Raw genomic sequence first — 23,284 nt, 5'->3', positions numbered from 1 at the left:
GGTTGAGGTTCAGACCGCTGGTTTCGAGGTCCAGTACAACCCAGCGCTGCTCGCGCAGAGGCTGCACGCCGTACGCTGCCGGGCCTGGCAGCGCGGCCAGGCGCTGGCGCAGTTCATCGTCGAGCGCCGGTGCGCTGGAGCGTAGCCAGGCGAACAGCTTCATAGCTGGTACCGCTGCGCCAGGCTGCTTTGCAGGCGCTGGGCCTGGCGCAGCGATTCACGCAGGATGCGGCGGTCCAGATGGTTGAGGCTGTCCGGGTCGACGCGGTTGGAGTAGGCCAGGTTATCGCGACTCTGGCGCTGGTGCTGTTGCATGCGGGTCTGCTGGATGAAGTGATAGGCCTCTTCGAAGGCGGCGCCATCGAGGGCATCGATGACGCCCTTGGCCACCAGCTGGCGCAAGCGTTCCAGTGTGTTGTTGGCACCGATGCCGTTGGCCAGGGCGAGCAGGCGGGCGCCATCGACGAAGGGTGTCAGGCCCTGGACCTTGAGGTCGAGGGTGGCGGCCTTGTCGTTGCCCTGACGGGTCAGCACGAACTCGCGCAGACGCCCGACCGGCGGGCGTTGGCGCAGGGCGTTGTCAGCCATCATGCGCTGGAAGATACGGTTGTCGGCAACCTGGGCGAGGATGCCCTGGCGAAGCACTTCGCAGCCTTGCTCATCGCCCCAGACCACGCGCAGGTCGAAGTAGATGCTCGAACCCAGCAGGTTTTCCGGGCTGGCTTCGCGGATGAAACCGGCAAAGCGCCGCGCCCATTCGGCACGCGACAGGCATAGCTCGGGGTTGCCGGCCATGACATTGCCCTTGCACAGGGTGAAGCCACACTGGGCCAGGTTGTGGTTGATGTACTGCGCCAGTGGCAACAGGCGTGCGCGAATGGCGTCGGCTTCGGCGCTGTCGCGGGCCTCGAAGAGAATGCCATTGTCCTGGTCGGTATGCAGGGTCTGCTCGCGGCGTCCCTCGCTGCCGAAGCACAGCCAGCTGAACGCCACGCCGGGGTCGCCGCGTTCGGCCAGCGCCAGCTCGATCACCCGGCAAACGGTATGGTCGTTGAGCAAGGTGATGATCTGGGTGATCTGCGTCGAGGAAGCACCATGGGCGAGCATGCGCTCGACCAGTTGGCCGATCTCGCCGCGCAATGCCACCAGCACTTCCAGGCGCGGCGCGTGACGGATGGTGCGTGCCAGATGCACCAGGTCGACCCGCTGGAGGGAGAACAGGTCGCGCTCGGATACCACCCCGCACAGGCGACCGTTGTCCACCAGGCAGACATGCGCGATATGCCGTTCGGTCATCGCCATGGCGGCATCGAAGGCGCTGGCCTGGGGGCTGAGGTAGAACGGTGCGACGGTCATGTGCCGGTCGATCGGTGCGCTGAGCTCGGCGCTGGCGTCGGCGACCACCTGACGCAGGTCGCGCAGGGTGAAGATACCGATGGGGAAGCGCTGCTCATCGACGATGGCAATGCTCCCCACCTGTTGTTCGTGCATCGACCGTACGGCGTCGCGCAGCGGCGTGTCGGGCGTGCACACCACCGGATGACGCATGGCCAGCTCGCCCAGCGGTGTATTGAGCGAATACTGCGTGCCCAGGGTTTCCACGGCGCGCTGGCGCACCTGCTGGTTGACCTGGTCGAGCAGGCTGCTGACGCCGCGCAGGGCGAAGTCGCGAAATACGCCGGACAACGAGAACACGCGGATGAACGCCGCCTTGTTCAGTTGCAGGCAGAAGGTGTCTTCGCCGGCCAGGTGTTCGGTGCGCGTGGCCCGTTCGCCAAGCAGTGCGGCCAGGGGGAAGCATTCGCCGCTGGCGATCTCGAAGGTGGTTTCCACACCGGGGCCGGTGACATGTTGGCGTTCGCCCACCACCCGGCCCTGCTTGACGATGTAGAAGTGTTCCACGGGCCCGTCGGCGGGCTTGATGATGCTTTCGCCGCTGGCATAGAAGCGCAGTTGGCACTGCTCGACCAGATACGCGAGGTGACCCTGTTCCATCTGGTTGAACGGCGGGAAGCGCTGCAGAAACTGCAGCGTACCTTGGATGTTCTGCAGCACCGCTGTCCTGCCGGCCTGGGTGTAGGCGTCCTTTTTGCTCATGAAGCTGACCGTATCGCTACGCCGAACTATATATATCTATCTATAGGTATCGGCTTTGTTATTTTCGGCCTCCATGGTCGGCTGGCTGCCCGTGGATGCCCATTGGACGTAAGTCTATCGGTGAGAGTCGCTGTCAAGGATCCGACGAAAGGTGGGTAGGCTACGCCGGTTTTCGCGGTCCTAAACCTAGCACGAGATTTTTTTGACGAGATGACCATGGCTGAGCATGACGAAATACTGAGTGACGCCGAGCGCGAGGCGTTGGCCGTGGTGAGCGCGCCAGTGGCGCCCAGGCCGGTAGTGCTGGTGGTGGACGACAACCCGGTGAACAGCGAGGCCCTGAGCCTGTACCTGAAAAGCCGTGGCATCGACTGCATGATGGCCGATGGTGCGCAGGAGGCGATGTTCAAGCTGCACTACGAACCGCGCATCGCGCTGATGATCACCGATCTGCGCATGGAGCCCAAGGATGGCCTGGAGCTGATTCGGCAGATTCGCGAGTCGGAGCGGGCGGCGTTGTCGATCATCGTGGTGTCGGGTGACACCGATGTGAAGGAGGCGGTGGACGTGATGCACCTGGGGGTGGTGGATTTTCTGCTTAAACCGGTGGATCTGGGGAAATTGCTGGGGCTGGTGAAAAGAGAATTGAAGATCGAGTAATGCAGGACTAGGGCTGCTTCGCAGCCCAATCGCGGCACAAGGCCGCTCCCACAGGTACGGCGCAAGCTTCGAACCGTGCACTGTACCTGTGGGAGCGGCCTTGTGCCGCGATTGGGCCGCGAAGCGACCCCCGTCGTAGATCTAACTTACAGCCCGTTACGCGCCTTGAACTCGCGACGGCGGCGATGCAGTACCGGCTCGGTATAGCCGTTCGGCTGCTTCGCACCTTCGACGACCAGCTCGACCGCGGCCTGGAACGCGATGTTGTCATCGAAGTTCGGCGCCATCGGGCGGTACTGGGCGTCGCCGGCGTTCTGCTTGTCGACCACCGCTGCCATGCGCTTGAGGCTTTCCAGCACCTGCTCCTGGGTGACGACGCCATGACGCAGCCAGTTGGCCAGCAGCTGGGCGGAAATGCGCAGGGTGGCGCGGTCTTCCATCAGCCCGACGTTATTGATGTCCGGCACCTTCGAGCAGCCCACACCGTGGTCGATCCAGCGTACGACGTAGCCGAGGATGCCCTGGGCGTTGTTGTCCAGCTCGTTGCGGATCTCGTCGGCAGACCAGTGGGTGTTGGCCGCCAGCGGAATGGTCAGGATGTCGTCCACCGAGGCCGGGGTGCGCGAGGCCAGCTCGCGCTGGCGCGCCTGGACGTCGACCTTGTGGTAGTGCAGCGCGTGCAGGGTCGCGGCGGTCGGCGAAGGGACCCAGGCGGTGTTGGCGCCGGACAGCGGGTGGGCGATCTTCTGTTCGAGCATCGCCGCCATCAGGTCAGGCATGGCCCACATGCCCTTGCCGATCTGGGCGCGGCCTTGCAGGCCAGTCGCCAGGCCGATGTCGACGTTGTTGTTTTCGTACGCGCCGATCCATTTCTCGCTCTTCATGGCGCCCTTGCGCACCATGGCGCCGGCTTCCATCGAGGTGTGGATCTCATCGCCAGTGCGGTCGAGGAAACCGGTGTTGATGAACACCACGCGCTCGGCTGCCGACTTGATGCAGGCCTTGAGGTTGACCGTGGTGCGGCGCTCCTCGTCCATGATGCCCACTTTGACGGTGTTGCGCGGCATGCCCAGCAGGTCTTCGACGCGGCTGAAGATCTCGGCGGCGAACGCCACTTCCTCAGGGCCGTGCATCTTCGGCTTGACGATGTACACGCTGCCGCTACGGGTGTTCTTGCGGCTGGTGTTGCCGTTGAGGTTGTGCAGCGCGATGAGGTTGGTGAACAGGGCGTCCTGGATACCTTCGGGAATTTCGTTGCCCTGGGCATCGAGGATCGCCGGGTTGGTCATCAGGTGACCGACGTTACGCACGAACAGCAACGAACGACCGTGCAGGGTCACGCTGCCACCATTGGGCGCTGCGTACTCGCGGTCGGGGTTCATGGTGCGGGTGAAGGTCTTGCCACCCTTGGTCACGCTTTCGGCCAGGTCGCCCTTCATCAGGCCCAGCCAGTTGCGGTAGACGACGACCTTGTCGTCGGCATCGACGGCGGCGACAGAGTCTTCGCAGTCCATGATGGTGGTCAGTGCCGATTCCATCAGGATGTCTTTCACGCCGGCGGCGTCGGTGCTGCCGACCGGGGTGCTGGCGTCGACCTGGATCTCGAAGTGCAGGCCATTGTGCTTGAGCAGCACGGCCGTCGGCGCTGCGGCGTCGCCACGGAAACCAATCAGCTGGGCGTCGTCGCGCAGGCCGCTGTTGCTGCCGCCCTTGAGGGCGACGACCAGCTTGCCGGCGTCGATGCGATAGCCGGTGGAGTCGACATGGGAGCCGGCAGCCAGGGGCGCGGCCTCATCGAGGAAGGCGCGGGCGAAGGCGATGACCTTGTCGCCGCGTACCTTGTTGTAGCCTTGGCCTTTTTCGGCGCCGCCTTCTTCGCTGATGGCGTCGGTGCCATACAGTGCGTCATACAGCGAACCCCAGCGGGCGTTGGCGGCGTTCAGGGCGAAGCGCGCGTTCATCACCGGCACCACCAGCTGCGGGCCGGCCATGTGGGCGATTTCTTCGTCGACGTTTTGCGTGGTGGCCTGGAAATCGTCGGCTTGTGGCAGCAGGTAGCCGATTTCCTGGAGGAATGCTTTGTAGGTCGCGGCGTCGTGGGCCTGACCCTGGCGTGCCTGGTGCCAGGCATCGATCTTGGCTTGCAGCTCGTCGCGCTTGGCGAGCAGGGCTTTGTTCTTTGGAGCGAGGTCGTTGATGATCTTCTCTGCACCGGCCCAGAACTGCTCGGCGACGATGCCGGTCCCCGCAATGGCTTCGTCGTTGACGAAGTCGTACAGGACCTTGGCGACCTGAAGGCCACCGACTTGAACGTATCCAGTCATTGCTTGCCTCACTCTGCTCAGCTATTTCGCTCTTCTGTATTAAGCCTGTAGCGCTTCTCTAAACACGCGGCCAGTACATGCCCTCGTCATGCAGCCCGAGCGCGGCTGGGTGCGGCCTGCCAGACAGGCTGGCGGGCGATTCGCGTATTTTCACAGGCGCCTTGGCAGACATCCAAACGACGTTTTGTAGTCCGCGCTGGCGCATACTACATGATGCAGTAGGCGAGTGAACATCAGACTAAAAGCGTCGTTGTGCGACCCGTTGGTCGCATGGGGTCACGCTGGGAGACAGTATGTTCGCAAAAAACGTGTGGATTGTTCCAGATAAATCTCTAAACGGTACACGATTTGTTGCTCGGTCTGCCCTGCGGCAGGTTGCCGCGCCTTGCCTATACTGATTCGATGCCCTTGTAAGAGCAGGTAGAGGAGTGGCCCGTGGATCATCTTGTACTCACCGTGATCGCCCCTGACAAGGCCGGACAGGTCGAACGCATCGCCCAGTGCATCTCCGATCACAGCGGTAACTGGCTGGAAAGCCGCATGTCGCGCATGGCCGGGCAGTTCGCCGGGATCCTGCGGGTGGCGGTGCCGGCGGAAAACTATGACGAGCTGGTCGAGTCACTGCAGAAGCTGGGCGACCATGGGATCCGCGTGCTGATTGCCGAGAGCGGCATCGAACCGTCCTGCACCTGGAAACCGATCGCGATGGAGCTGGTGGGCAATGACCGCCCCGGGATCGTTCGTGATATCACCCGGTTGCTGGCGGAGCAGGGGGTCAACCTCGAGCGCTTGAGCACCGAAGTACGCCCGGCACCGATGAGCAGCGAGCCACTGTTCCACGCCGATGCCTTACTGGCATTGCCGCTGACCTTGTCGCTGGATGACCTGCAGCAGAAGCTCGAAAGCCTCGCCGATGACCTGATGGTGGAGTTGAAGCTCAGGCCGGAGGAATAGCGGGTTATCCCGATTTAACGGGGAAGCCCCTGTGGATAACCTGAGGGTACTCCAGGCCAGCCCCGATAGATCGCGGGCTGCAGCGGATTGTGCAAAAAATGTCCATATTTCAGGGGCTTGTGCACAAAGCGCGGGGATCAGGGTGTGGATAACCTCTGGAGACCTTGCCACAGGCCACGTGATACGTGGCCTGTAGAAGTTTGACTGTTTTTTGATCAGGCGCGTTTGCGCAGGCTCAGCCAGGCATCGACGCTGTAGATCGCCAGGCCAGCCCAGATGAACATGAAGGCGATCAGGGTACTCGAGGACAGGTGCTCGTCGAACAGCAGCACCGCCTGCAACAGCACCAGGGTCGGCGCCAGGTATTGCAGGAAGCCCAGGGTGGTGTAGGGCAGGTGGCGCGCGGCGGCGTTGAAGCACACCAGCGGCACCAGCGTGACCGGCCCCGCAGCCATCAACCACAACGCTTCGCTGCTGCTGAAGAACGCGAGGTTGGCGCTGTTGGCTTGCGGGTGCAGCAGCAGCCAGCCCAGTGCCAACGGCACCAGCATCCAGGTCTCCACCACCAACCCCGGCAGCGCCGCCACCGGCGCCTGCTTGCGGATCAGGCCATAGAAACCGAACGACAGCGCCAGCCCCAGCGATACCCAGGGCAGGCCACCGACCTGCCACACCTGTTGCGCCACCCCCGCTGCGGCCAACCCGACCGCCAGCCATTGCAGGCGGCGCAGGCGTTCGCCCAGCAGAAGCATGCCCAGCAGCACGTTGACCAGTGGGTTGATGTAGTAACCCAGGCTGGCCTCGAGCATGCGACCGTTGTTCACGGCCCACACGTAGGTCAGCCAGTTGCCTGCGATCAGTGTGCCGCTCAGGGCCAGAATCGCCAGGCGCCGCGGGTTGTCGCGCAGCTCGCGCCACCAGCCTGGGTGCTTCCACACCAGTAGCAGCAACGAGCCGAACAGTGCCGACCAGAGCACCCGGTGGACGATGATCTCCACCGCCGGGACGCTCTGGATGGCTTTGAAGTAGAGGGGGAACAGCCCCCAGATGATGTAGGCGCTGAGGCCCAGGATGTACCCGCGCTGCGGGTTTGCGGCGTGCATGCAGATTCCTTGCTTTGGCAGCTGATATCGCGGCGCCTATTGTAGACAGCTGGCGCCCTGCAACTAGAACAATTTGAGTGGCGCTTCATCCAGTGCGGCCATCTGCTCGCGCAGGGCCAGGATCTGGTCGCCCCAGTAACGCGGCTGGCCGAACCAAGGGAAGCTGCGCGGGAACGCGGGGTCGTCCCAGCGCCGTGCCAGCCAGGCGCTGTGATGCAACTGGCGCAAGGCGCGCAGCGGCTCGATCAGCGCCAGTTGGCGCGGGTCGAAATCGTGGAACTCGTTGTATCCGTCGATCAGTTCGGCCAACTGCGTCAGGCGCTCTTCGCGGCTGCCGGCCAGCATCATCCACAGGTCCTGCACTGCCGGCCCCATGCGGCAGTCGTCGAGATCGACGACGTGGTAGACGTCGTCGCGGTGCATCAGGTTGCCAGCGTGACAGTCGCCATGCAGGCGGATCGCCTCGAAGGGCGTGCGTTGGTAGATATCCTCGACCCGCTTGAGCAGGTCGCGGGCCACGGATTCGAACGCCGGCAGCAACTCGCGCGGGACGAAGTCGCCGTCGAGCAGGGTCTTGAGCGAGGCATGGCCAAAGTTGTCCACAGCCAGCGTTTCGCGATGCTCGAAGGGGCGCGTGGCGCCGACGGCATGCAGGCGTCCGAGCAATTGCCCCAGGCGATACAGCTGATCGAGGTTGCCAGGTTCGGGCGCATGGCCGCCGCGGCGGGGGAACAAGGTGAAGCGAAAGCCCTGGTGCTCGAACAGGCTGCGACCTTCATGCTGAAGCGGGGCGACGACCGGCACCTCGTGCTCGGCCAGTTCGAAGCTGAAGCTGTGTTCCTCGAGGATGGCTGCATCGCTCCAGCGCCCGGGGCGGTAGAACTTGGCGATCAGCGGTTGTTCACCTTCGATACCCACCTGATAGACGCGGTTCTCATAACTGTTGAGCGCCAGCACCCGGGCATCGCTGAGAAAGCCCAGGCTTTCGACAGCGTCCAGGACCAGGTCGGGGGTGAGGGTATCGAAGGGGTGGGACATGGGAGCTCCGGCAGGGGAATGCATGCGCGGCATGGTAACGCATTCCATGGCGGCTTCAGGTGCCAAAGCTCCCAGCATTCCTGTGGGAGCGGGCTCGTCCCGCGATTGGGCGCGAAGCAGCCGTCAACCAGCCACTACAATGCTCCAGGCCCATCACGTCGCCTGCCAGGTAGCCGCTTCGGGTGATCGCGGTGTGAGCCCGCTCTAACGCATTGCGCTACACCGGCACCCCCAGCAGCACGAACGAAGGATGAAACTGCGCTCGCACCTTGCTGCCTGCCGCGACTGCCTGCTGCTGCAGCCATTGCGGTTCGGCAAAGGCGCACAGCGTCTGTCCGTTCTCCAGCGCCAGCCGCATTTCACTGCTGCCGCCTTCATTGGCCAGTACTTCTTCTACCTGGGCGTGCAGGCAATTGCTCTCGGCGTCCGGCTGATCACCGTCAGCCAGCACTTTCACCCATCCGGCCTTGAGCAGGGCCACCACCGTGCTTCCCAGCGCCAGCTCCAGCCGTTCGGTACTGTCCGGTGTGATCAGCGCATCGATTTCCAGCCCGCTGCCCAGTGCCAGGCTGACCCTGTCGTAACGCCCCTCGCGGCGCAGCCCGCTGATCTGCCCGCGCAACTGATTGCGAGCGCTGGTGCGCAGCATCAGGCGGCCGAGCAGGTCGAGGTCGCTGTGTTCTTCGGTGGATTCGAGGATTTCGCTCTGCAACGCTTGGATGCGCTGATACAGGCGCAAGACCCTTGCGCCCTCCGTCGACAGCTTGGCACCGCCACCGCCACGCCCGCCGGCACTGCGCTCGACCAACGGCTGCGCGGCGAGGTTGTTGAGCTCGTCGATGGCATCCCAGGCGCTCTTGTAGCTGATCCCTGCCGCCTTGGCGGCGCGGGTGATCGAGCCTTGTTCAGCGATGTGCTGCAGCAGGGCGATGCGCTGCGGACGACGGAAGATGTGCTGGGCAAGCAGGGTGGGCAAGGACATTGGGCAGGTTACCGGCGGTGTGATGCGGCGAAAGTGCCTTCGAGACCGAGTCTAGTCAACCCTGCCCAGGCCTGGGCGTGCGTGCCAGGCAATACACATCGACCCGGCGCGCCCCGGCCTTGCGCAGCAGGCTCGCCAGCGCTCGGGCAGTGGCACCGGTGGTCAGCACGTCGTCGACCAGGGCCACATGGCGCCCGTCGAGCGTGGCGTGCGGTGCGACGGTGAAGGCCTGGCGCAAGTTGCGCCAGCGCGCTTTGGCGTCGAGAGTCTGCTGCGCCGCGGTGTCCCGTGGGCGCAGCAGCACGCGCTCGTCGCAGGGGATGTGCAACTGGCTCGACAGCCAGCGTGCGAGCATGGCGGCCTGGTTGAAGCCGCGTTGGCGCAGTCGACGTGCAGCCAGTGGCACGGGCAACAGCTGGTCGGGTTTTGTCAGGCCTTCGTCATAGCGGTGCTGCAGGGCCTGCGCCAACAGATCTGCTAGCAACCGCCCCAACGGCCACTGGCTGCGGTGCTTGAAGCGGCTGATCGCAGCGTCCAGCGGATACCCGTAATGCCACGGCGCAATGACCCGTTCGAACGGCGGTGGCCTGCGGCTGCACTGGCCACAGGTCAATGCCCGCATCGGCAAGGGCAGCGCACAGCGCGTGCACTGGTCGTCGAGCCACGGCAACTCATGCTCGCAGGCCGGGCACAAGGGGTATGCCTGTTGCGCAGGCTCATCGCAGAGCAAACAGGTCTGTTTAATATTTAGCCAGTTGTAAACCAGTGTTTTTATGTTTGGTTGACAGTGCATGGGCCTTCCCTGACTATGCGAGCTATCCGTGAAGCGCTGGCGGGCTTTCCTGTCCCGGCGCCTGTCAGAGCCTAGATAAGGAAACGCCGATGAGCGCCAGCACAAATGCAACAACACGTCACGACTGGTCCCTGGCCGAGGTCAGGGCGCTGTTCGAGCAGCCATTCAACGACCTGTTGTTCCAGGCGCAGACCGTGCATCGCGCGCACTTCGACCCGAACCGCGTGCAGGTCTCGACGCTGCTGTCGATCAAGACCGGTGCCTGCCCCGAAGATTGCAAATATTGTCCGCAGTCCGGCCACTACAACACCGGGCTGGAAAAACAGAAGTTGATGGAAGTGCAGAAGGTGCTGGAAGAGGCTGCCCGGGCCAAGGCCATCGGCTCGACTCGCTTCTGCATGGGCGCCGCCTGGAAGCACCCCTCCGCCAAGGATATGCCCTACGTGCTGGAGATGGTCAAAGGGGTCAAGGCCATGGGCCTGGAAACCTGCATGACCCTCGGCAAGCTCGATCAGGACCAGACCCAGGCACTCGCCCAGGCGGGTCTGGACTACTACAACCACAACCTCGATACCTCGCCGGACTTCTACACCAGCATCATCACCACCCGCACCTACAGCGAGCGCCTGCAGACCCTTGCCTACGTACGCGATGCCGGGATGAAGATCTGCTCCGGCGGCATTCTCGGCATGGGCGAGTCGCTGGACGACCGCGCAGGCCTGCTGATCCAGCTCGCCAACCTGCCCGAGCACCCGGAGTCGGTGCCGATCAACATGCTGGTGAAGGTTGCCGGTACGCCGCTGGCCAACGCAGAAGACGTCGATCCGTTCGATTTCATCCGCATGCTCGCGGTCGCGCGGATCCTCATGCCCAAGTCGCACGTGCGCCTGTCTGCTGGTCGTGAACAGATGAACGAGCAGATGCAGGCCCTGGCCTTCATGGCTGGCGCCAACTCGATCTTCTACGGCGAGAAACTGCTGACCACCGCCAACCCGCAGGCAGACAAGGACATGCAGCTGTTCGCGCGTCTGGGCATCAAGCCCGAAGAGCGTGAGGAGCACGCCGACGAAGTGCACCAGGCGGCCATCGAGCAGGCGCTGGTCGAGCAGCGCAGCAGCGAAATGTTCTACGACGCCGCTTCGGTCTGATCATGGCCTTCGATCTGGCGGCGCGCCTGGCCGAACGGCGCGCCGCGGACCTGTATCGGCGCCGCCCCCTGTTGCAAAGCCCGCAAGGCCCGGAGGTGGTGGTCGACGGGCAGCGTCTGCTGGCGTTCTGCAGCAACGACTATCTCGGGCTGGCCAATCACCCGGAAGTGATCGCCGCCTGGCGTGCCGGTGCCGAGCGCTGGGGTGTCGGTGGCGGTGCCTCGCACCTGGTGGTCGGCCACAGTACTGCGCACCACGAGGTCGAAGAGGCCATCGCCGAGTTGACCGGACGCCCGCGTGCGCTGCTGTTCACCACCGGCTACATGGCCAACCTCGGCGCCATCACCGCGCTGGTGGGGCAGGGCGATACGGTGCTGCAGGATCGTCTCAACCATGCCTCGTTGCTCGACGGCGGGCTGCTCAGCGGCGCCCGCTTCAGCCGCTACCTGCACAACGATCCGGCCAGCCTGGCGAGTCGCCTGGATAAAGCGGTCGGTGACACGCTGGTGGTCACCGATGGCGTGTTCAGCATGGACGGTGATCTTGCCGACCTGCCCGCCCTGGCGACGGTGGCGCGTCCACACGGCGCCTGGCTGATGGTCGACGATGCCCATGGTTTCGGCACGCTGGGCGCCAATGGTGGCGGTATCGTCGAGCACTTCGGGTTGGGCATCGATCAGGTGCCGGTGCTGATCGGCACGCTCGGCAAGGCCTGCGGTACTGCCGGCGCGTTCGTCGCGGGCAGCGATGACCTGATCGAGGCGCTGGTGCAGTTCGCCCGTCCTTATATCTACACCACCAGTCAGCCGCCGGCACTGGCCTGTGCAACGCTGAAAAGCCTGCAACTGCTGCGTGACGAACGCTGGCGGCGCGAGCACCTTGGCGCATTGATCCGCCAGTTCCGCCAGGGCGCGCAGCAGATCGGCCTGGCGTTGATGGACAGCCCGACCGCGATCCAGCCGATCCTGGTCGGCGATGCGGCGCGGGCATTGACGCTGTCGAAGATGCTGCGCGCGCGGGGTCTGCTGGTCACCGCGATCCGCCCACCAACCGTACCGGTCGGCAGTGCGCGCCTGCGCGTAACCTTGAGCGCCGCGCACAGCGAGGCGCAGGTCCAGCTATTGTTGAATGCATTGGCCGAGTGTCATGCACAGCTGGAGTCCGCCGATGCGTAACCGACTGATCCTTTTGCCCGGCTGGGGGCTGGGCACCGCTTCACTGGAACCCCTGGCTGCCAGCCTGCGGGCGCAGGATCCACGCCTGCAGGTCGACCTGGCAGCGTTGCCGGAGCTGCCTGATGCTGACGTCCAGGCCTGGGTTGATCACCTCGACCGCAAGCTGCCGACGGATGTCTGGCTGGGTGGCTGGTCGTTGGGCGGCATGCTTGCCAGCGCCTTGGCGCACAAGCGTGGCGACCATTGCTGCGGCCTGCTGACGCTGGCCAGCAATCCGAGTTTCGTGGCCCGCCCCGACTGGCCCCACGGCATGGCAGAAGACACTTTCGGCACCTTTCTCGATGGTTGTCGCAGCCACACCCAGGTCACCCTCAAGCGATTTCGCACGTTGTGCAGCGACGGCGCGCAGCAACCCCGCACCTTGCTGCGCCAGCTCGGCGTAGGCGTGCCGGACACCGATCCCTTGTACCTGGCCACCGGCCTGCAGGTGCTGGCCAAGCTGGATACCCGCCAGGCGCTCGAGCAGTACGGCGGCCCACAGTTGCACCTGTTCGCTGGCAGCGATGCACTGGTGCCGGCGGATGCGGCCAAGGCCCTCAGCGAGCTGCTGCCGGATGTTGAAGTCGGCCTGGTCGAAGACAGTTCCCACGCGTTCCTGCTGGAGTACCCACAGGAGCTGGCGGCGGGTATCAAGAGTTTCTTGCATGAGAGTGGTGATGACTGATCTTTCCCGCCCGATCCTGCCCGGCGCCCTGCCGGACAAGCGCCAGGTGGCGGCCTCGTTCTCCCGCGCGGCGGCCAGCTATGACAGCGTCGCAGCCCTGCAGCGCGCGGTGGGTGACGCTTTGCTCGCGCGCTTGCCGGCGTCGATGGCGCCGACCCGCTGGCTCGACCTGGGCAGCGGCACAGGCCATTTCAGTCGCGCCCTGGCTGCGCGCTTCGAGGCTGCCCATGGCGTGGCGGTGGACATCGCCGAAGGCATGTTGAGCCATGCCCGCGAGCAGGGTGGGGCGCATCATCATGTGGCCGGTGATGCCGAGCGCCTGCCGCTGCGCGATGGTGCCTTCGACCTGGTGTTCTCCAGCCTGGCAGTGCAATGGTGCGACCAGTTCTCCAGCGTGCTGGCCGAAGCCCGGCGCGTGTTGCGACCGGGCGGAGTGCTGGCGTTCAGCAGCCTGTGTGTCGGCACGCTGGAGGAGTTGCGTGCCAGCTGGCAGGCAGTGGATGGGCTGGTGCATGTCAATCGTTTCCGGGGTTTCGAGGATTACCAGCGCCTGTGCGCCGACAGCGGCCTGACCCTGCTCGGGCTGGAGCGCCTGCCCCACGTACTGCACTACCCGGATGTGCGCAGCCTGACCCACGAACTCAAGGCGCTGGGTGCGCACAACCTGAATCCCGGGCGCCCGTCGGGCCTGACCGGGCGTGCACGCATGCAGGGGCTGCTGCAGGCCTATGAGCAGTTCCGTGACGACCAAGGTCTGCCTGCCACCTATCAGGTGGTCTATGGGGTGTTGCGCAGAGGCGAAGAGGAGTGACATGAGCCAGGCCTATTTCATCGCCGGTACCGACACCGATGTCGGCAAGACCACCATCGCCACCGGGCTGTTGCGTGCAGCACATAACCTTGGGCGTAGCACGCTGGCTGCCAAGCCTGTGGCGTCCGGATGCACGGTCAGCCCCAAGGGGCTGCGCAACAGTGATGCGCTGGCGCTGATCGACGAAAGCTCGATCAAGCTGCCCTATGAGCAGGTCAATCCCTTCGCCTTCGAACCGGCCATCGCCCCGCATGTGGCCGCGCGAGAGGCCGGCGTGGCATTGAGCGTGCCGACACTGCGTGACGCCATGCAGCAGATACTGGCGCACGGCGCCGACTTCACCCTGATCGAGGGGGCGGGTGGCTGGCGGGTGCCGTTGTCCGATCATGCCAACCTGTCCGACCTGGCGGTTGCCTTGAAGCTGCCGGTGATCCTGGTGGTAGGGGTGCGCCTGGGTTGCATCAATCATGCACTGCTCAGTGCCGAGGCCATCGCCCGCGATGGGCTGCAACTGGCGGGGTGGGTGGCCAATATCGTCGATCCACGGACTTCGCGGCTTGAGGAGAACCTGGCAAGCCTCGCCGAGCGTCTACCGGCGCCATGCCTGGGGCGGGTGCCGTGGTTGAAGCCTGCCGGAGCCGAGGCGGTGGCCGGGCATCTGGACCTGGACTTGCTTGAATGACCGCGTGGTGAACATCCGGTTACGAAAAATGCCCTGATTCTATTAGCTGGCACTGGGCCATTAAGGATTTAAACGGGTAATTTTCCTTGCGGGCTGTTTTAATTGAGCTCTCTTCCCTCACCCAGTCTTGTGGAGTCCTGATATGGAAATCACCGGCAGCTCTGCTTTCTACGCAGGCCTCGGCGCCATCCAGAACGGGCAGAACCGCGTCGACCAGGCCGCCAGCCAGATCGCCAGCAATGGCGTCGAGCGTGCAGGCGCCAGCCAGTCCACCAGCTATCAGGCCGAGCGCCTGCGGGGTGTAGACCGCAGCCAGCAGCAAGACCTGGCCACCAGTACCGTGCAGCTCGCCCTGGGCAAGCACGAAGTCGAACTGGGCGGGAAAGTCGCCAAGGCCTCCGACGAAATGCTCGGTCGGTTCATCGATACCTACGCCTGACTGCATAACCGTCGGCCAAGTACCTGTGGGAGCGGGTTTACCCGCGAATCAACCAAGCCACGCAAGTGTGCCTGGTTTGTTCGCGGGTAAACCCGCTCCCACAGGCGCATTGGGCCGATGAATCAAGCGCTGGCAGAAACGCCGTCGTTCGCGACCGAATTGGCACTATCGTCCCTTCTTGACATTGCCCTGAGCTAAACGTAAGTTTCAAACAACTGTTTGACCGAAAGCCGCCAAGAGCTGGTCGGTACCTGCGGTCTCCCCAACGAACTCAGCCCAGAGGTTCATCGCCATGCCTGAATACAAAGCCCCCTTGCGTGATATTCGCTTCGTCCGTGACGAGCTGCTCGGCTATGAAGCGCACTATCAGAGCCTGCCGGGTTGCCAGGATGCTACACCGGACATGGTCGATGCGATCCTCGAGGAAGGTGCCAAGTTCTGTGAGCAGGTGCTGGCCCCGCTGAACCGTGTCGGCGACCTGGAAGGCTGCACCTGGAGCGAGTCGGGCGTGAAGACCCCGACCGGCTTCAAGGAAGCCTACAAGCAGTTCGTCGAAGGCGGCTGGCCGAGCCTGGCCCATGACGTCGAGCACGGCGGCCAAGGCCTGCCAGAGTCGCTGGGCCTGACCCTGAGCGAGATGGTCGGCGAGTCGAACTGGTCCTGGGGCATGTACCCAGGCCTGTCCCACGGCGCGATGAACACCATCTCCGAGCACGGGACCCCCGAGCAACAGGAAACCTACCTGACCAAGCTGGTGTCCGGCGAATGGACCGGCACCATGTGCCTGACCGAGCCGCACTGCGGCACCGACCTGGGCATGCTGCGCACCAAGGCCGAGCCGCAGGCCGACGGCAGCTACAAGGTATCCGGCACCAAGATCTTCATCTCGGCCGGTGAGCACGACATGGCCGACAACATCGTCCACATCGTGCTGGCGCGCCTGCCCGATGCTCCGGCCGGCACCAAGGGCATCTCGCTGTTCATCGTGCCCAAGTTCCTGCCGAACGCCGAAGGCGGTGTAGGCGAGCGCAACGGCGTGAGCTGCGGTTCCCTCGAGCACAAGATGGGCATCCATGGTAACGCCACCTGCGTGATGAACTTCGACGCGGCCACCGGCTACCTGATCGGCCCGGCCAACAAGGGCCTGAACTGCATGTTCACCTTCATGAACACCGCGCGCCTGGGGACAGCACTGCAAGGCCTGGCTCACGCCGAAGTGGCCTTCCAGGGTGGCCTGAAATATGCCCGCGATCGTCTGCAGATGCGCTCCCTGACCGGCCCGAAAGCACCGGACAAGGCCGCTGACCCGATCATCGTCCACCCGGACGTGCGCCGCATGCTGCTGACCATGAAAGCCTTCGCCGAAGGCAATCGCGCAATGGTTTACTTCACCGCCAAGCAGGTGGACATCGTCAAGTACAGCCAGGACGAGGAGGAGCGCAAGAAGGCCGATGCACTGCTGGCTTTCCTGACCCCGATCGCCAAGGCATTCATGACCGAAGTCGGTTTCGAGGCCGCCAACCATGGCGTGCAGATCTACGGTGGCCACGGTTTCATTGCCGAGTGGGGCATGGAGCAGAACGTGCGCGACAGCCGCATCTCGATGCTGTACGAAGGCACCACCGGCATCCAGGCCCTCGACCTGTTGGGCCGCAAGGTGCTGATGACCCAGGGCGAGGCGCTCAAGGGCTTCACCAAGATCGTCCACAAGTTCTGCCAAGGTCAGGAAGGCAACGAAGCCACCAAGGAATTCGTCGAGCCGCTGGCTGCGCTGAACAAGGAGTGGGGCGAGCTGACCATGAAGATCGGCATGGCCGCCATGAAAGACCGTGAGGAAGTCGGTGCCGCGTCCGTGGACTACCTGATGTACTCCGGCTACGCGTGCCTGGCCTACTTCTGGGCCGACATCGCCCGCCTGGCTGCCGAGAAGCTGGCGGCCGGCACCGCTGAAGAGGCGTTCTACACTGCCAAGCTGCAGACCGCGCGCTTCTACTTCCAGCGCATCCTGCCGCGTACTCGCACGCATGTGGCGGCCATCCTGTCGGGTGCCAACAACCTGATGGCGATGAAAGAAGAAGACTTCGGTCTGTCGATCTGACCCCCGACGCTGTACGGAAAAACGCCTGCCATTATCGGCAGGCGTTTTTTTTGCCTGCTCTCGTTGCATCCGGTAACGAGAAAACCTCAAGACTCGCCCCCCGCCTGCCGTTAAACCCTTCGTTGTATTCATCTATTCATGTGCGCTGCCGATGAAGTAGGGGCACAATGCCATTATTGATCTGCCGGGTCGGAGATTGCCCTTGTTTCGTCTATCCGCTGTTCGCGCCAGCCACTTTCTGCCTTCGATCCTGCTGCTGGTGTCGGGGCTTGCGGCGGCGTATGTCAGGGACCTGAGCGTGTTCTTCACGTCCCTGTTCAACGTATTACCTACCCTGGTGCTGCTGCTCGGCGGTGCCTACTGTGCGGTGTACCGCCGCCAGCGCGAATTGTTCCTGATGGTCACGGTGTACATCGCCTACTTCCTGCTCGATACCCAGACCGATTACTACCGCGATCATGGCAAGGTCCGCGAAGACGCTGCAGTGGTGTTCCACCTCGTGTGCCTGCTGCTGCCAGCACTGTTCGGCCTGTTCGGCGCCTGGCAGGAACGCACCCACCTGGCCCAGGACATGCTTGCCCGCTTCGCCGTGCTGTTCGCGGTTGGCAGCGTGACCCTGGCGCTGGAGCAGAGTTACCCACAGACGTTGCTGACGTGGCTGGCAGAGATCCGCTGGCCGTCGCTGCATGGGCAGTGGATGAGCCTGATTCAGCTGGCCTACCCATTATTCCTGGGTGTATTCATCCTGCTGGTGGTGCAGTACCTGCGCGAGCCCCGGCCGTTGCACGCCGCGCAGATCACCGGCCTGGTGGGGATCTTCTGGATGCTGCCGCAGACGTTCATCCTGCCCTTCACCCTGAACATCATGTGCAGCCAGGTGATGCTGATGATCGCCGCAGCCGTCTCCCACGAGGCGTACCAGATGGCGTTTCGCGACGAACTGACCGGCCTTCCTGGCCGCCGCGCGCTGAACGAACGCATGCAGCGCCTGGGCCGCAGTTATGTGATCGCCATGACCGACGTGGATCACTTCAAGAAATTCAATGACACCCATGGCCACGATGTCGGCGACCAAGTGTTGCGCCTGGTCGCCAGCCGCCTGTCGAAGGTGACCGGGGGCGGGCGCGCCTATCGCTATGGTGGTGAGGAGTTCGCCCTGGTATTCGCCGGGCAGACCGCCGAAGAATGCCTGCCGCACCTGGAAGCGGTGCGCGAGATGATCGCCAACTACGCCATCCAGCTACGCGACCAGAACAGCCGCCCACAGGATGATTCCACCGGGCGTCAGCGCCGTGCAGGTTCGGCGGGCAACACAGTGTCGGTGACCATCAGTATCGGCGTCGCCGAGCGCCTACCGGAGCACCGAAACCCGGAAGAAGTGCTCAAATCCGCTGACCAGGCGCTCTACAGCGCCAAGGCTGCGGGTCGTAACTGCGTCATGCAGCAGGGGCAAACTGCACGGCGCGGGGCAGTTCGCACGGCGTGACTATAGTTGACCATATGGTCGCGTGATGACCCTATGTCTCGTAAAAGTTGTTCGGTTACACTGCTTCCAACCCAGTGTGCGGCCCATGGCGGCCGCCCCCGACTCTGCTAGCGAGAGGTTGTCATGGCCGACTATAAAGCGCCCCTGCGCGATATGCGCTTCGTACTCAATGAAGTCTTCAAGGTTGCCGATCTCTGGTCCCAGTTGCCGGGGCTGGCTGAGGTTGTCGACGCCGAAACTGCCCTGGCCGTGCTGGAAGAGGCAGGCAAGGTCACCAGCAAGAGCATTGCGCCCCTGAGCCGCGCCGCGGATGAAGAAGGCTGCCACTGGGACAACGGCGCGGTCCGCACCCCGGCCGGGTTCATCGAGGCTTACCAGACCTACGCCGAAGGCGGCTGGGTCGGTGTCGGCGGGGATCCGCTGTTTGGTGGCATGGGCATGCCCAAGGCCATCTCGGCCCAGGTCGAGGAAATGGTCAACGCTTCGAGCCTGTCGTTCGGGCTGTATCCGATGCTCACCGCAGGTGCCTGCCTGTCGATCAACGCCCACGCCAGCGAAGCGTTGAAGGAAAAGTATCTGCCGAACATGTACGCCGGCGTCTGGGCCGGCTCCATGTGCCTCACCGAGCCCCATGCCGGCACCGACCTGGGCATCATCCGCACCAAGGCCGAGCCGCAGGCCGACGGCAGCTACAAGGTCAGCGGCACCAAGATCTTCATCACCGGTGGCGAGCACGACCTGACCGAAAACATCATCCACCTCGTGCTGGCCAAGCTGCCGGACGCGCCGGCTGGTCCGAAAGGCATCTCGCTGTTCCTGGTGCCCAAGTTCCTGGTCAACGACGATGGCAGCCTGGGTGCGCGCAACCCGGCCACCTGTGGCTCGATCGAACACAAGATGGGCATCCAGGCTTCGGCCACCTGCGTGATGAACTTCGACGAGGCAATCGGCTATATCGTCGGTGAGCCGAACAAAGGCCTGGCGGCGATGTTCACCATGATGAACTACGAGCGTCTGGGTGTCGGTATCCAAGGCCTGGCGTCGGCCGAGCGCTCCTACCAGAATGCCGTCGAATACGCCCGCGACCGCTTGCAGAGCCGTGCACCGACGGGCCCGCAAGCCAAGGACAAGGTCGCCGACCCGATCATCGTCCACCCCGACGTGCGCCGCATGCTGCTTACCATGAAAGCGTTGATCGAAGGCGGTCGGGCGTTTTCCACCTATGTCGCCATGCAACTGGACAGCGCCAAGTTCAGCGAAGACGCCGCTACCCGCAAACGCAGCGAGGAACTGGTGGCCTTGCTGACGCCGGTGGCCAAGGCCTTCCTCACCGACCTCGGCCTGGAGTGCACCGTACATGGCCAGCAGGTGTTCGGTGGACACGGCTACATTCGCGAATGGGGCCAGGAGCAGTTGGTGCGCGATGTGCGCATCACGCAGATCTACGAGGGAACCAATGGCATCCAGGCCCTGGACCTGATGGGGCGCAAGGTGGTAGCCAGCGGCGGCGCGTACTACCGTCTGTTCGCTGACGAGATCCGCCAGTTCCTCGGCGCTGCCGACGACGAGTTCACGCGGCCGCTGGGTGCTGCGCTGGATCAGCTCGACGGCTTGACCGAGTGGGTGCTGGAGCAGGCGAAAGGCAACCCCAACGAAATTGGGGCCGCCTCGGTCGAGTACCTGCATGCGTTCGGTTACGTGGCCTATGGCTACATGTGGGCACTGATGGCCCGTGCTGCGCAGGTGGGCGAGGGCGACGAGGCCTTCTATGGTGCGAAGCTCGGGACGGCGCGCTTCTACTTCGCCCGCCTGCTGCCAAGGCTGGATTCGTTGGTGGCATCGGTGAAGGCGGGCAGCGAATCGTTGTACCTGCTGGATGCCGCGCAATTCTGATCGAGGGGCCGGGGTTTTCGAGTGCAAACAGGACGTTCTGAAAACCTCGGCCTTGTAAGCTTTTTCCTACATTACGTGGTGACTTTTCTCCTCTTTCCTAAGATTGGATCCACGGTTAATCTTTCTTACATGGACGGAGCGCAGGAAGCGCAAAGGACAGAACAGGGACACGTAGGATTTCCCGCCAGGATGGTGGGACGATAAGGATGTCAGGGAAACAGTCTGGAGAACCCCGCCTCGGCGGGGTTTTCTTTGCCTGGCGTTTTTATGCGCCGCGCCCATCCCGTGTCGGCACGCCAGCCTGGCGGGGATCGCTCTCCTCCTCAAGCAGGGTGCGCAGCAATTCCACCGACGCCTGCTGGCGCTGGGCATCGCGAAACACCAGGCCCACCTTGAGCGGGACCCGCGGCTCGCTCAGGGGTTTCCACAGCAGTGCCTGATCGTCTTCGGCCGCTTCCTTGGCCCGCCCCGGAAGGATGGTCGCCAGGGCGGTATTGGCCAGGCTGTCGAGAATCCCCCCCATGTTGTTCATCTCTGCCTGCACCTGCGGCCTGCGCCCGAGGTTGGCCAGTTGGGCCTTCCAGATCTGCCGGATCTGAAATTCCTCCCCCAGCATCAGCAGCGGCAGTTCGGCGGCTTGTCTGATCGAGACCTTCTTGAAGTCTTTCAATGGATGCGTATTGGGGATGACAAGCTGCAGTTCATCTTCGTACAACAACAGCCCGTGCAGCCCAGGCTGACGTGGCGGCAGGTAGCTGATGCCGATATCCAGGCTGCCATTGAGTAGCCGCCGCTCGATTTCCAGCCCTGACAGTTCGTAGATCTGCACGACCAGGTGTGGCTGGGCCTTGCGCAGTTTCTCCAGCAGCCGCGGCACCAGGCTCGGGCGTACGGTCTGCAGCACACCGATGGCCAAGGTACGCAAGGACTGGCCCTTGAACCCCTGCATGGCTTCCTGGGCGCGCTGCAGCCCGTCGAGCAGGGGCAATGCATGGTTGTAGAGGGTGTGCGCGGCGAGGGTTGGTAGCAGGCGTTTGTTGCTGCGCTCGAACAGGTTCAGGTCAAGGCTGTGCTCAAGCTGGCGAATCTGTTGCGACAGTGCCGGTTGCGACAGTGACAGACGCTCTGCAGCCCGCCCCACATGACCTTCTTCATAGACCGCGACGAAATAACGCAGTTGGCGAAAATCCATAAGAAATACTTATCGAAAAAGCTGAAAAATCGAAATGGCCGCGAAGCGCCGGTACGCCTAGTCTATCGCCGTATTCCGGAGGGCTGAAGCGATCCGCCCGGTTCATTGTTGCCCCGGATGAGAAACACTTTTGATAGGCAAGGCAAAATATCCGACCTCAGGCGAAGACCGGGGCGCCTTGCCGTCCCCGTGATTGCCTTGGAGTCATCATGAACCTGTTCAAGCTGCGTCGTTCGGCTGCGGCCGTTGCCGGGCCCGTGCAGAGCCCGACGCATGAGGCGCGGCCCTCGCCGTTGTCCCGCGAGTGGCTGATGCCTGGCCGCGAGCGCGCACCTCAGGTGTTCGTGCGGGGCCAGGGTTCGTGGTTGTGGGACGACCAGGGGCATGCGTACCTGGACTTCACCCAGGGCTGCGCGGTCAACAGCCTCGGGCACAGCCCTGAAGTGCTGGCCAGGGCCCTCGGCAGCCAGGCGCAGGCCCTGATCAATCCGGGCGCGGGCTTTCACAGCTCGGCGCTGCTGGCGTTGGCCGGGCGCTTGTGCCAAAGCACCGGCAGCGACCAGGCGTACCTGCTCAACAGTGGCGCCGAGGCTTGCGAGGGCGCAATCAAGCTTGCTCGCAAATGGGGCCAGCTGCATCGCGGCGGTGCCTATCACATCATCACGGCCAGCCAGGCCTGCCATGGCCGCAGCCTTGGCGCGCTGTCGGCGTCCGACCCGCTGCCGTGCAACCGCTGCGAACCGGGATTGCCAGGCTTCAGCAAGGTGCCGTTCAACGACCTGGCTGCGCTGCATGCCGAGGTCGACTCGCGCACCGTGGCGATCATGCTTGAGCCGATCCAGGGCGAAGCCGGCGTGATTCCGGCGACACGTGAATACCTGCAGGGAGTCGAAAAGCTCTGCCGCGAGCTGGGCATCCTGTTGATTCTCGACGAAGTGCAGACCGGTATCGGCCGTTGTGGCGCGCTGCTGGCCGAACAGACCTACGGCGTGCGTGCCGACATCCTCACCTTGGGCAAGGGCCTGGGCGGTGGGGTGCCGTTGGCGGCCCTGCTGGCCCGCGGTAGGGCCTGCTGCGCCGCGCCGGGCGAGCTCGAGGGCAGCCACCACGGCAACGCCCTGATGAGCGCGGCGGGCCTGGCGGTGCTGGATACCGTGCTGGCGCCGGGTTTTCTCGAGAAGGTGCAGGACAGCGGCCGGCACCTGCGCGAGGGTCTTAGCCGTCTGGCGGGGCGCTACGGGCAGGGCGAGGTGCGGGGCCAGGGTTTGTTATGGGCGTTGCAGTTGCGTGAAGCGCTGGCCCAGGAACTGGTCGAGGCAGCACTGCACGAAGGCCTGCTGCTCAATGCCCCGCAAGCGGATGTAGTGCGCTTCTCGCCGGCGCTGACCGTTAGCCGGGGCAATATCGACGAAATGCTGCAGCGGTTATCCCGTGCCTTCGCCCGCTTGCATTCCCACCAACAGGTTCGCCGCGAAGCGACGGCCTGACCACCGAATTTCAACGAACCGTCTCGCGTTCCTGCGCATCGCCCTTGGCCAGCTGTATTTGGCCCGGGGCGTTTTTTTTCAGACGTGATATCAGTGTGGAACCTCGAGCGAAGCGCACTAGTCTGTGTTGAGAACCATCCCAGGAGAGCTTCACATGGACTTCATTCGTATCATCATCGCTATTCTTCTGCCGCCTTT

The 23,284-nt window shown here is 63.8% G+C and carries 20 protein-coding genes and 1 pseudogene; 12 read left to right on the top strand and 9 right to left on the bottom strand.

Annotated elements, in window-relative coordinates; all coding sequences use genetic code 11:
• Together VA602_RS04950 and VA602_RS04945 are read right to left on the bottom strand one after the other, a co-directional pair.
• Positions 1–163, bottom strand: a pseudogene (locus VA602_RS04950) (3'-5' exonuclease); the annotation flags it as partial.
• Complete coding sequence (locus VA602_RS04945; protein ID WP_054892178.1) at positions 160–2,097, bottom strand: putative nucleotidyltransferase substrate binding domain-containing protein; 1,938 nt, start codon at positions 2,095–2,097, stop codon at positions 160–162. The gene VA602_RS04945 and the pseudogene VA602_RS04950, both read right to left, overlap by 4 nt.
• Positions 2,098–2,313: 216 nt before the next feature.
• On the opposite strand from VA602_RS04945, the gene VA602_RS04940 reads away from it, so the two are divergent.
• The gene (locus tag VA602_RS04940; RefSeq protein WP_054892255.1) at positions 2,314–2,757 is read left to right on the top strand and encodes a response regulator; all 444 of its coding nucleotides are present in this window, start codon (positions 2,314–2,316) and stop codon (positions 2,755–2,757) included.
• A 146-nt stretch (positions 2,758–2,903) separates the two neighbouring features.
• Here the strand turns inward: VA602_RS04940 and VA602_RS04935 are convergent, their stop codons facing one another.
• Positions 2,904–5,081, bottom strand: coding sequence for a malate synthase G (locus tag VA602_RS04935; RefSeq protein WP_323452643.1), 2,178 nt, complete (start codon positions 5,079–5,081; stop codon positions 2,904–2,906).
• Positions 5,082–5,516: 435 nt separating this feature from the next.
• Here VA602_RS04935 and VA602_RS04930 point away from each other — a divergent pair, with 435 nt between their 5' ends.
• Positions 5,517–6,035 (top strand): glycine cleavage system protein R, encoded by a 519-nt coding sequence (locus tag VA602_RS04930; RefSeq protein ID WP_112897161.1) that lies wholly within the window; start codon positions 5,517–5,519, stop codon positions 6,033–6,035.
• A 215-nt stretch (positions 6,036–6,250) separates the two neighbouring features.
• On the opposite strand, the gene rarD is transcribed toward VA602_RS04930, so the two are convergent.
• The 4 genes from rarD to VA602_RS04910 all read right to left on the bottom strand — a co-directional run bounded on the left by rarD (position 6,251) and on the right by VA602_RS04910 (position 9,951).
• Positions 6,251–7,138 (bottom strand): EamA family transporter RarD, encoded by an 888-nt coding sequence (gene rarD, locus VA602_RS04925; RefSeq protein ID WP_323452642.1) that lies wholly within the window; start codon positions 7,136–7,138, stop codon positions 6,251–6,253.
• 63 nt (positions 7,139–7,201) lie between these two features.
• Positions 7,202–8,176, bottom strand: a complete 975-nt coding sequence (locus VA602_RS04920) for a serine/threonine protein kinase (protein ID WP_125930945.1) — start codon at positions 8,174–8,176, stop codon at positions 7,202–7,204.
• A gap of 217 nt (positions 8,177–8,393) precedes the next feature.
• Entirely contained in the window at positions 8,394–9,158 is a 765-nt protein-coding gene (locus VA602_RS04915; protein ID WP_323452641.1) for a TOBE domain-containing protein, read from the bottom strand.
• Positions 9,159–9,213: 55 nt separating this feature from the next.
• Positions 9,214–9,951, bottom strand: coding sequence for a ComF family protein (locus VA602_RS04910; RefSeq protein WP_323452640.1), 738 nt, complete (start codon positions 9,949–9,951; stop codon positions 9,214–9,216).
• 89 nt (positions 9,952–10,040) lie between these two features.
• Here VA602_RS04910 and bioB point away from each other — a divergent pair, with 89 nt between their 5' ends.
• The 9 genes from bioB (at position 10,041) to VA602_RS04865 (ending at position 20,407) form a co-directional block, all read left to right on the top strand.
• Complete coding sequence (gene bioB / locus VA602_RS04905; RefSeq protein WP_153772414.1) at positions 10,041–11,099, top strand: biotin synthase BioB; 1,059 nt, start codon at positions 10,041–10,043, stop codon at positions 11,097–11,099.
• A gap of 2 nt (positions 11,100–11,101) precedes the next feature.
• On the top strand, positions 11,102–12,274 hold the full coding sequence (gene bioF / locus VA602_RS04900; RefSeq protein WP_323452639.1) for an 8-amino-7-oxononanoate synthase: 1,173 nt from the start codon (positions 11,102–11,104) through the stop codon (positions 12,272–12,274).
• A complete protein-coding gene (locus VA602_RS04895; RefSeq protein WP_323452638.1) occupies positions 12,267–12,998 on the top strand; it encodes an alpha/beta fold hydrolase in 732 nt (243 codons plus the stop codon). Before bioF ends, VA602_RS04895 begins: the two co-directional genes overlap by 8 nt.
• Positions 12,991–13,809, top strand: coding sequence for a malonyl-ACP O-methyltransferase BioC (bioC, locus tag VA602_RS04890; protein WP_323452637.1), 819 nt, complete (start codon positions 12,991–12,993; stop codon positions 13,807–13,809). The genes VA602_RS04895 and bioC overlap by 8 nt, the downstream gene beginning before the upstream one ends.
• A gap of 1 nt (position 13,810) precedes the next feature.
• Positions 13,811–14,491 (top strand): dethiobiotin synthase, encoded by a 681-nt coding sequence (bioD, locus tag VA602_RS04885; protein ID WP_323452636.1) that lies wholly within the window; start codon positions 13,811–13,813, stop codon positions 14,489–14,491.
• 142 nt (positions 14,492–14,633) lie between these two features.
• On the top strand, positions 14,634–14,930 hold the full coding sequence (locus VA602_RS04880; protein ID WP_323452635.1) for a pyrroloquinoline quinone biosynthesis protein PqqE: 297 nt from the start codon (positions 14,634–14,636) through the stop codon (positions 14,928–14,930).
• A 292-nt stretch (positions 14,931–15,222) separates the two neighbouring features.
• The gene (locus VA602_RS04875) at positions 15,223–17,028 is read left to right on the top strand and encodes a phenylacyl-CoA dehydrogenase (RefSeq protein ID WP_054892191.1); all 1,806 of its coding nucleotides are present in this window, start codon (positions 15,223–15,225) and stop codon (positions 17,026–17,028) included.
• Positions 17,029–17,230: 202 nt separating this feature from the next.
• On the top strand, positions 17,231–18,514 hold the full coding sequence (locus VA602_RS04870; protein ID WP_323452634.1) for a GGDEF domain-containing protein: 1,284 nt from the start codon (positions 17,231–17,233) through the stop codon (positions 18,512–18,514).
• A 123-nt stretch (positions 18,515–18,637) separates the two neighbouring features.
• Entirely contained in the window at positions 18,638–20,407 is a 1,770-nt protein-coding gene (locus VA602_RS04865; RefSeq protein WP_063542352.1) for an acyl-CoA dehydrogenase C-terminal domain-containing protein, read from the top strand.
• A gap of 265 nt (positions 20,408–20,672) precedes the next feature.
• Here VA602_RS04865 and VA602_RS04860 read toward each other — a convergent pair whose 3' ends face one another.
• Positions 20,673–21,599, bottom strand: a complete 927-nt coding sequence (locus tag VA602_RS04860; protein WP_323452633.1) for a LysR family transcriptional regulator — start codon at positions 21,597–21,599, stop codon at positions 20,673–20,675.
• Between the two features lie 209 nt (positions 21,600–21,808).
• On the opposite strand from VA602_RS04860, the gene VA602_RS04855 reads away from it, so the two are divergent.
• Positions 21,809–23,086 (top strand): aminotransferase class III-fold pyridoxal phosphate-dependent enzyme, encoded by a 1,278-nt coding sequence (locus VA602_RS04855; RefSeq protein ID WP_323452632.1) that lies wholly within the window; start codon positions 21,809–21,811, stop codon positions 23,084–23,086.
• A gap of 10 nt (positions 23,087–23,096) precedes the next feature.
• Here VA602_RS04855 and VA602_RS04850 read toward each other — a convergent pair.
• A partial coding sequence (locus VA602_RS04850) for a hypothetical protein (RefSeq protein ID WP_323452631.1) occupies positions 23,097–23,284 on the bottom strand: 188 nt, incomplete at its 5' end.

This window comes from Pseudomonas machongensis (genome assembly GCF_034961125.1).
GTDB lineage: Bacteria > Pseudomonadota > Gammaproteobacteria > Pseudomonadales > Pseudomonadaceae > Aquipseudomonas > Aquipseudomonas machongensis.
Note: the sequence above shows the minus strand (reverse complement) of the source record. Positions and strands in the feature narration are given on the sequence as shown.

Excerpts from the sequence above, each read along its gene's own strand:
- VA602_RS04875 (WP_054892191.1), top strand. The coding sequence starts at position 15,223 with ATGCCTGAATACAAAGCCCCCTTGCGTGATATTCGCTTCGTCCGTGAC.
- VA602_RS04895 (WP_323452638.1), top strand. The coding sequence starts at position 12,267 with ATGCGTAACCGACTGATCCTTTTGCCCGGCTGGGGGCTGGGCACCGCT.
- VA602_RS04880 (WP_323452635.1), top strand. The coding sequence starts at position 14,634 with ATGGAAATCACCGGCAGCTCTGCTTTCTACGCAGGCCTCGGCGCCATC.
- VA602_RS04855 (WP_323452632.1), top strand. The coding sequence starts at position 21,809 with ATGAACCTGTTCAAGCTGCGTCGTTCGGCTGCGGCCGTTGCCGGGCCC.
- VA602_RS04935 (WP_323452643.1), bottom strand. The coding sequence starts at position 5,081 with ATGACTGGATACGTTCAAGTCGGTGGCCTTCAGGTCGCCAAGGTCCTG.
- VA602_RS04910 (WP_323452640.1), bottom strand. The coding sequence starts at position 9,951 with ATGCACTGTCAACCAAACATAAAAACACTGGTTTACAACTGGCTAAAT.
- VA602_RS04920 (WP_125930945.1), bottom strand. The coding sequence starts at position 8,176 with ATGTCCCACCCCTTCGATACCCTCACCCCCGACCTGGTCCTGGACGCT.
- VA602_RS04915 (WP_323452641.1), bottom strand. The coding sequence starts at position 9,158 with ATGTCCTTGCCCACCCTGCTTGCCCAGCACATCTTCCGTCGTCCGCAG.
- VA602_RS04940 (WP_054892255.1), top strand. The coding sequence starts at position 2,314 with ATGGCTGAGCATGACGAAATACTGAGTGACGCCGAGCGCGAGGCGTTG.
- bioD (WP_323452636.1), top strand. The coding sequence starts at position 13,811 with ATGAGCCAGGCCTATTTCATCGCCGGTACCGACACCGATGTCGGCAAG.
- VA602_RS04865 (WP_063542352.1), top strand. The coding sequence starts at position 18,638 with ATGGCCGACTATAAAGCGCCCCTGCGCGATATGCGCTTCGTACTCAAT.
- bioF (WP_323452639.1), top strand. The coding sequence starts at position 11,102 with ATGGCCTTCGATCTGGCGGCGCGCCTGGCCGAACGGCGCGCCGCGGAC.
- VA602_RS04860 (WP_323452633.1), bottom strand. The coding sequence starts at position 21,599 with ATGGATTTTCGCCAACTGCGTTATTTCGTCGCGGTCTATGAAGAAGGT.
- rarD (WP_323452642.1), bottom strand. The coding sequence starts at position 7,138 with ATGCACGCCGCAAACCCGCAGCGCGGGTACATCCTGGGCCTCAGCGCC.
- VA602_RS04945 (WP_054892178.1), bottom strand. The coding sequence starts at position 2,097 with ATGAGCAAAAAGGACGCCTACACCCAGGCCGGCAGGACAGCGGTGCTG.
- bioC (WP_323452637.1), top strand. The coding sequence starts at position 12,991 with ATGACTGATCTTTCCCGCCCGATCCTGCCCGGCGCCCTGCCGGACAAG.
- bioB (WP_153772414.1), top strand. The coding sequence starts at position 10,041 with ATGAGCGCCAGCACAAATGCAACAACACGTCACGACTGGTCCCTGGCC.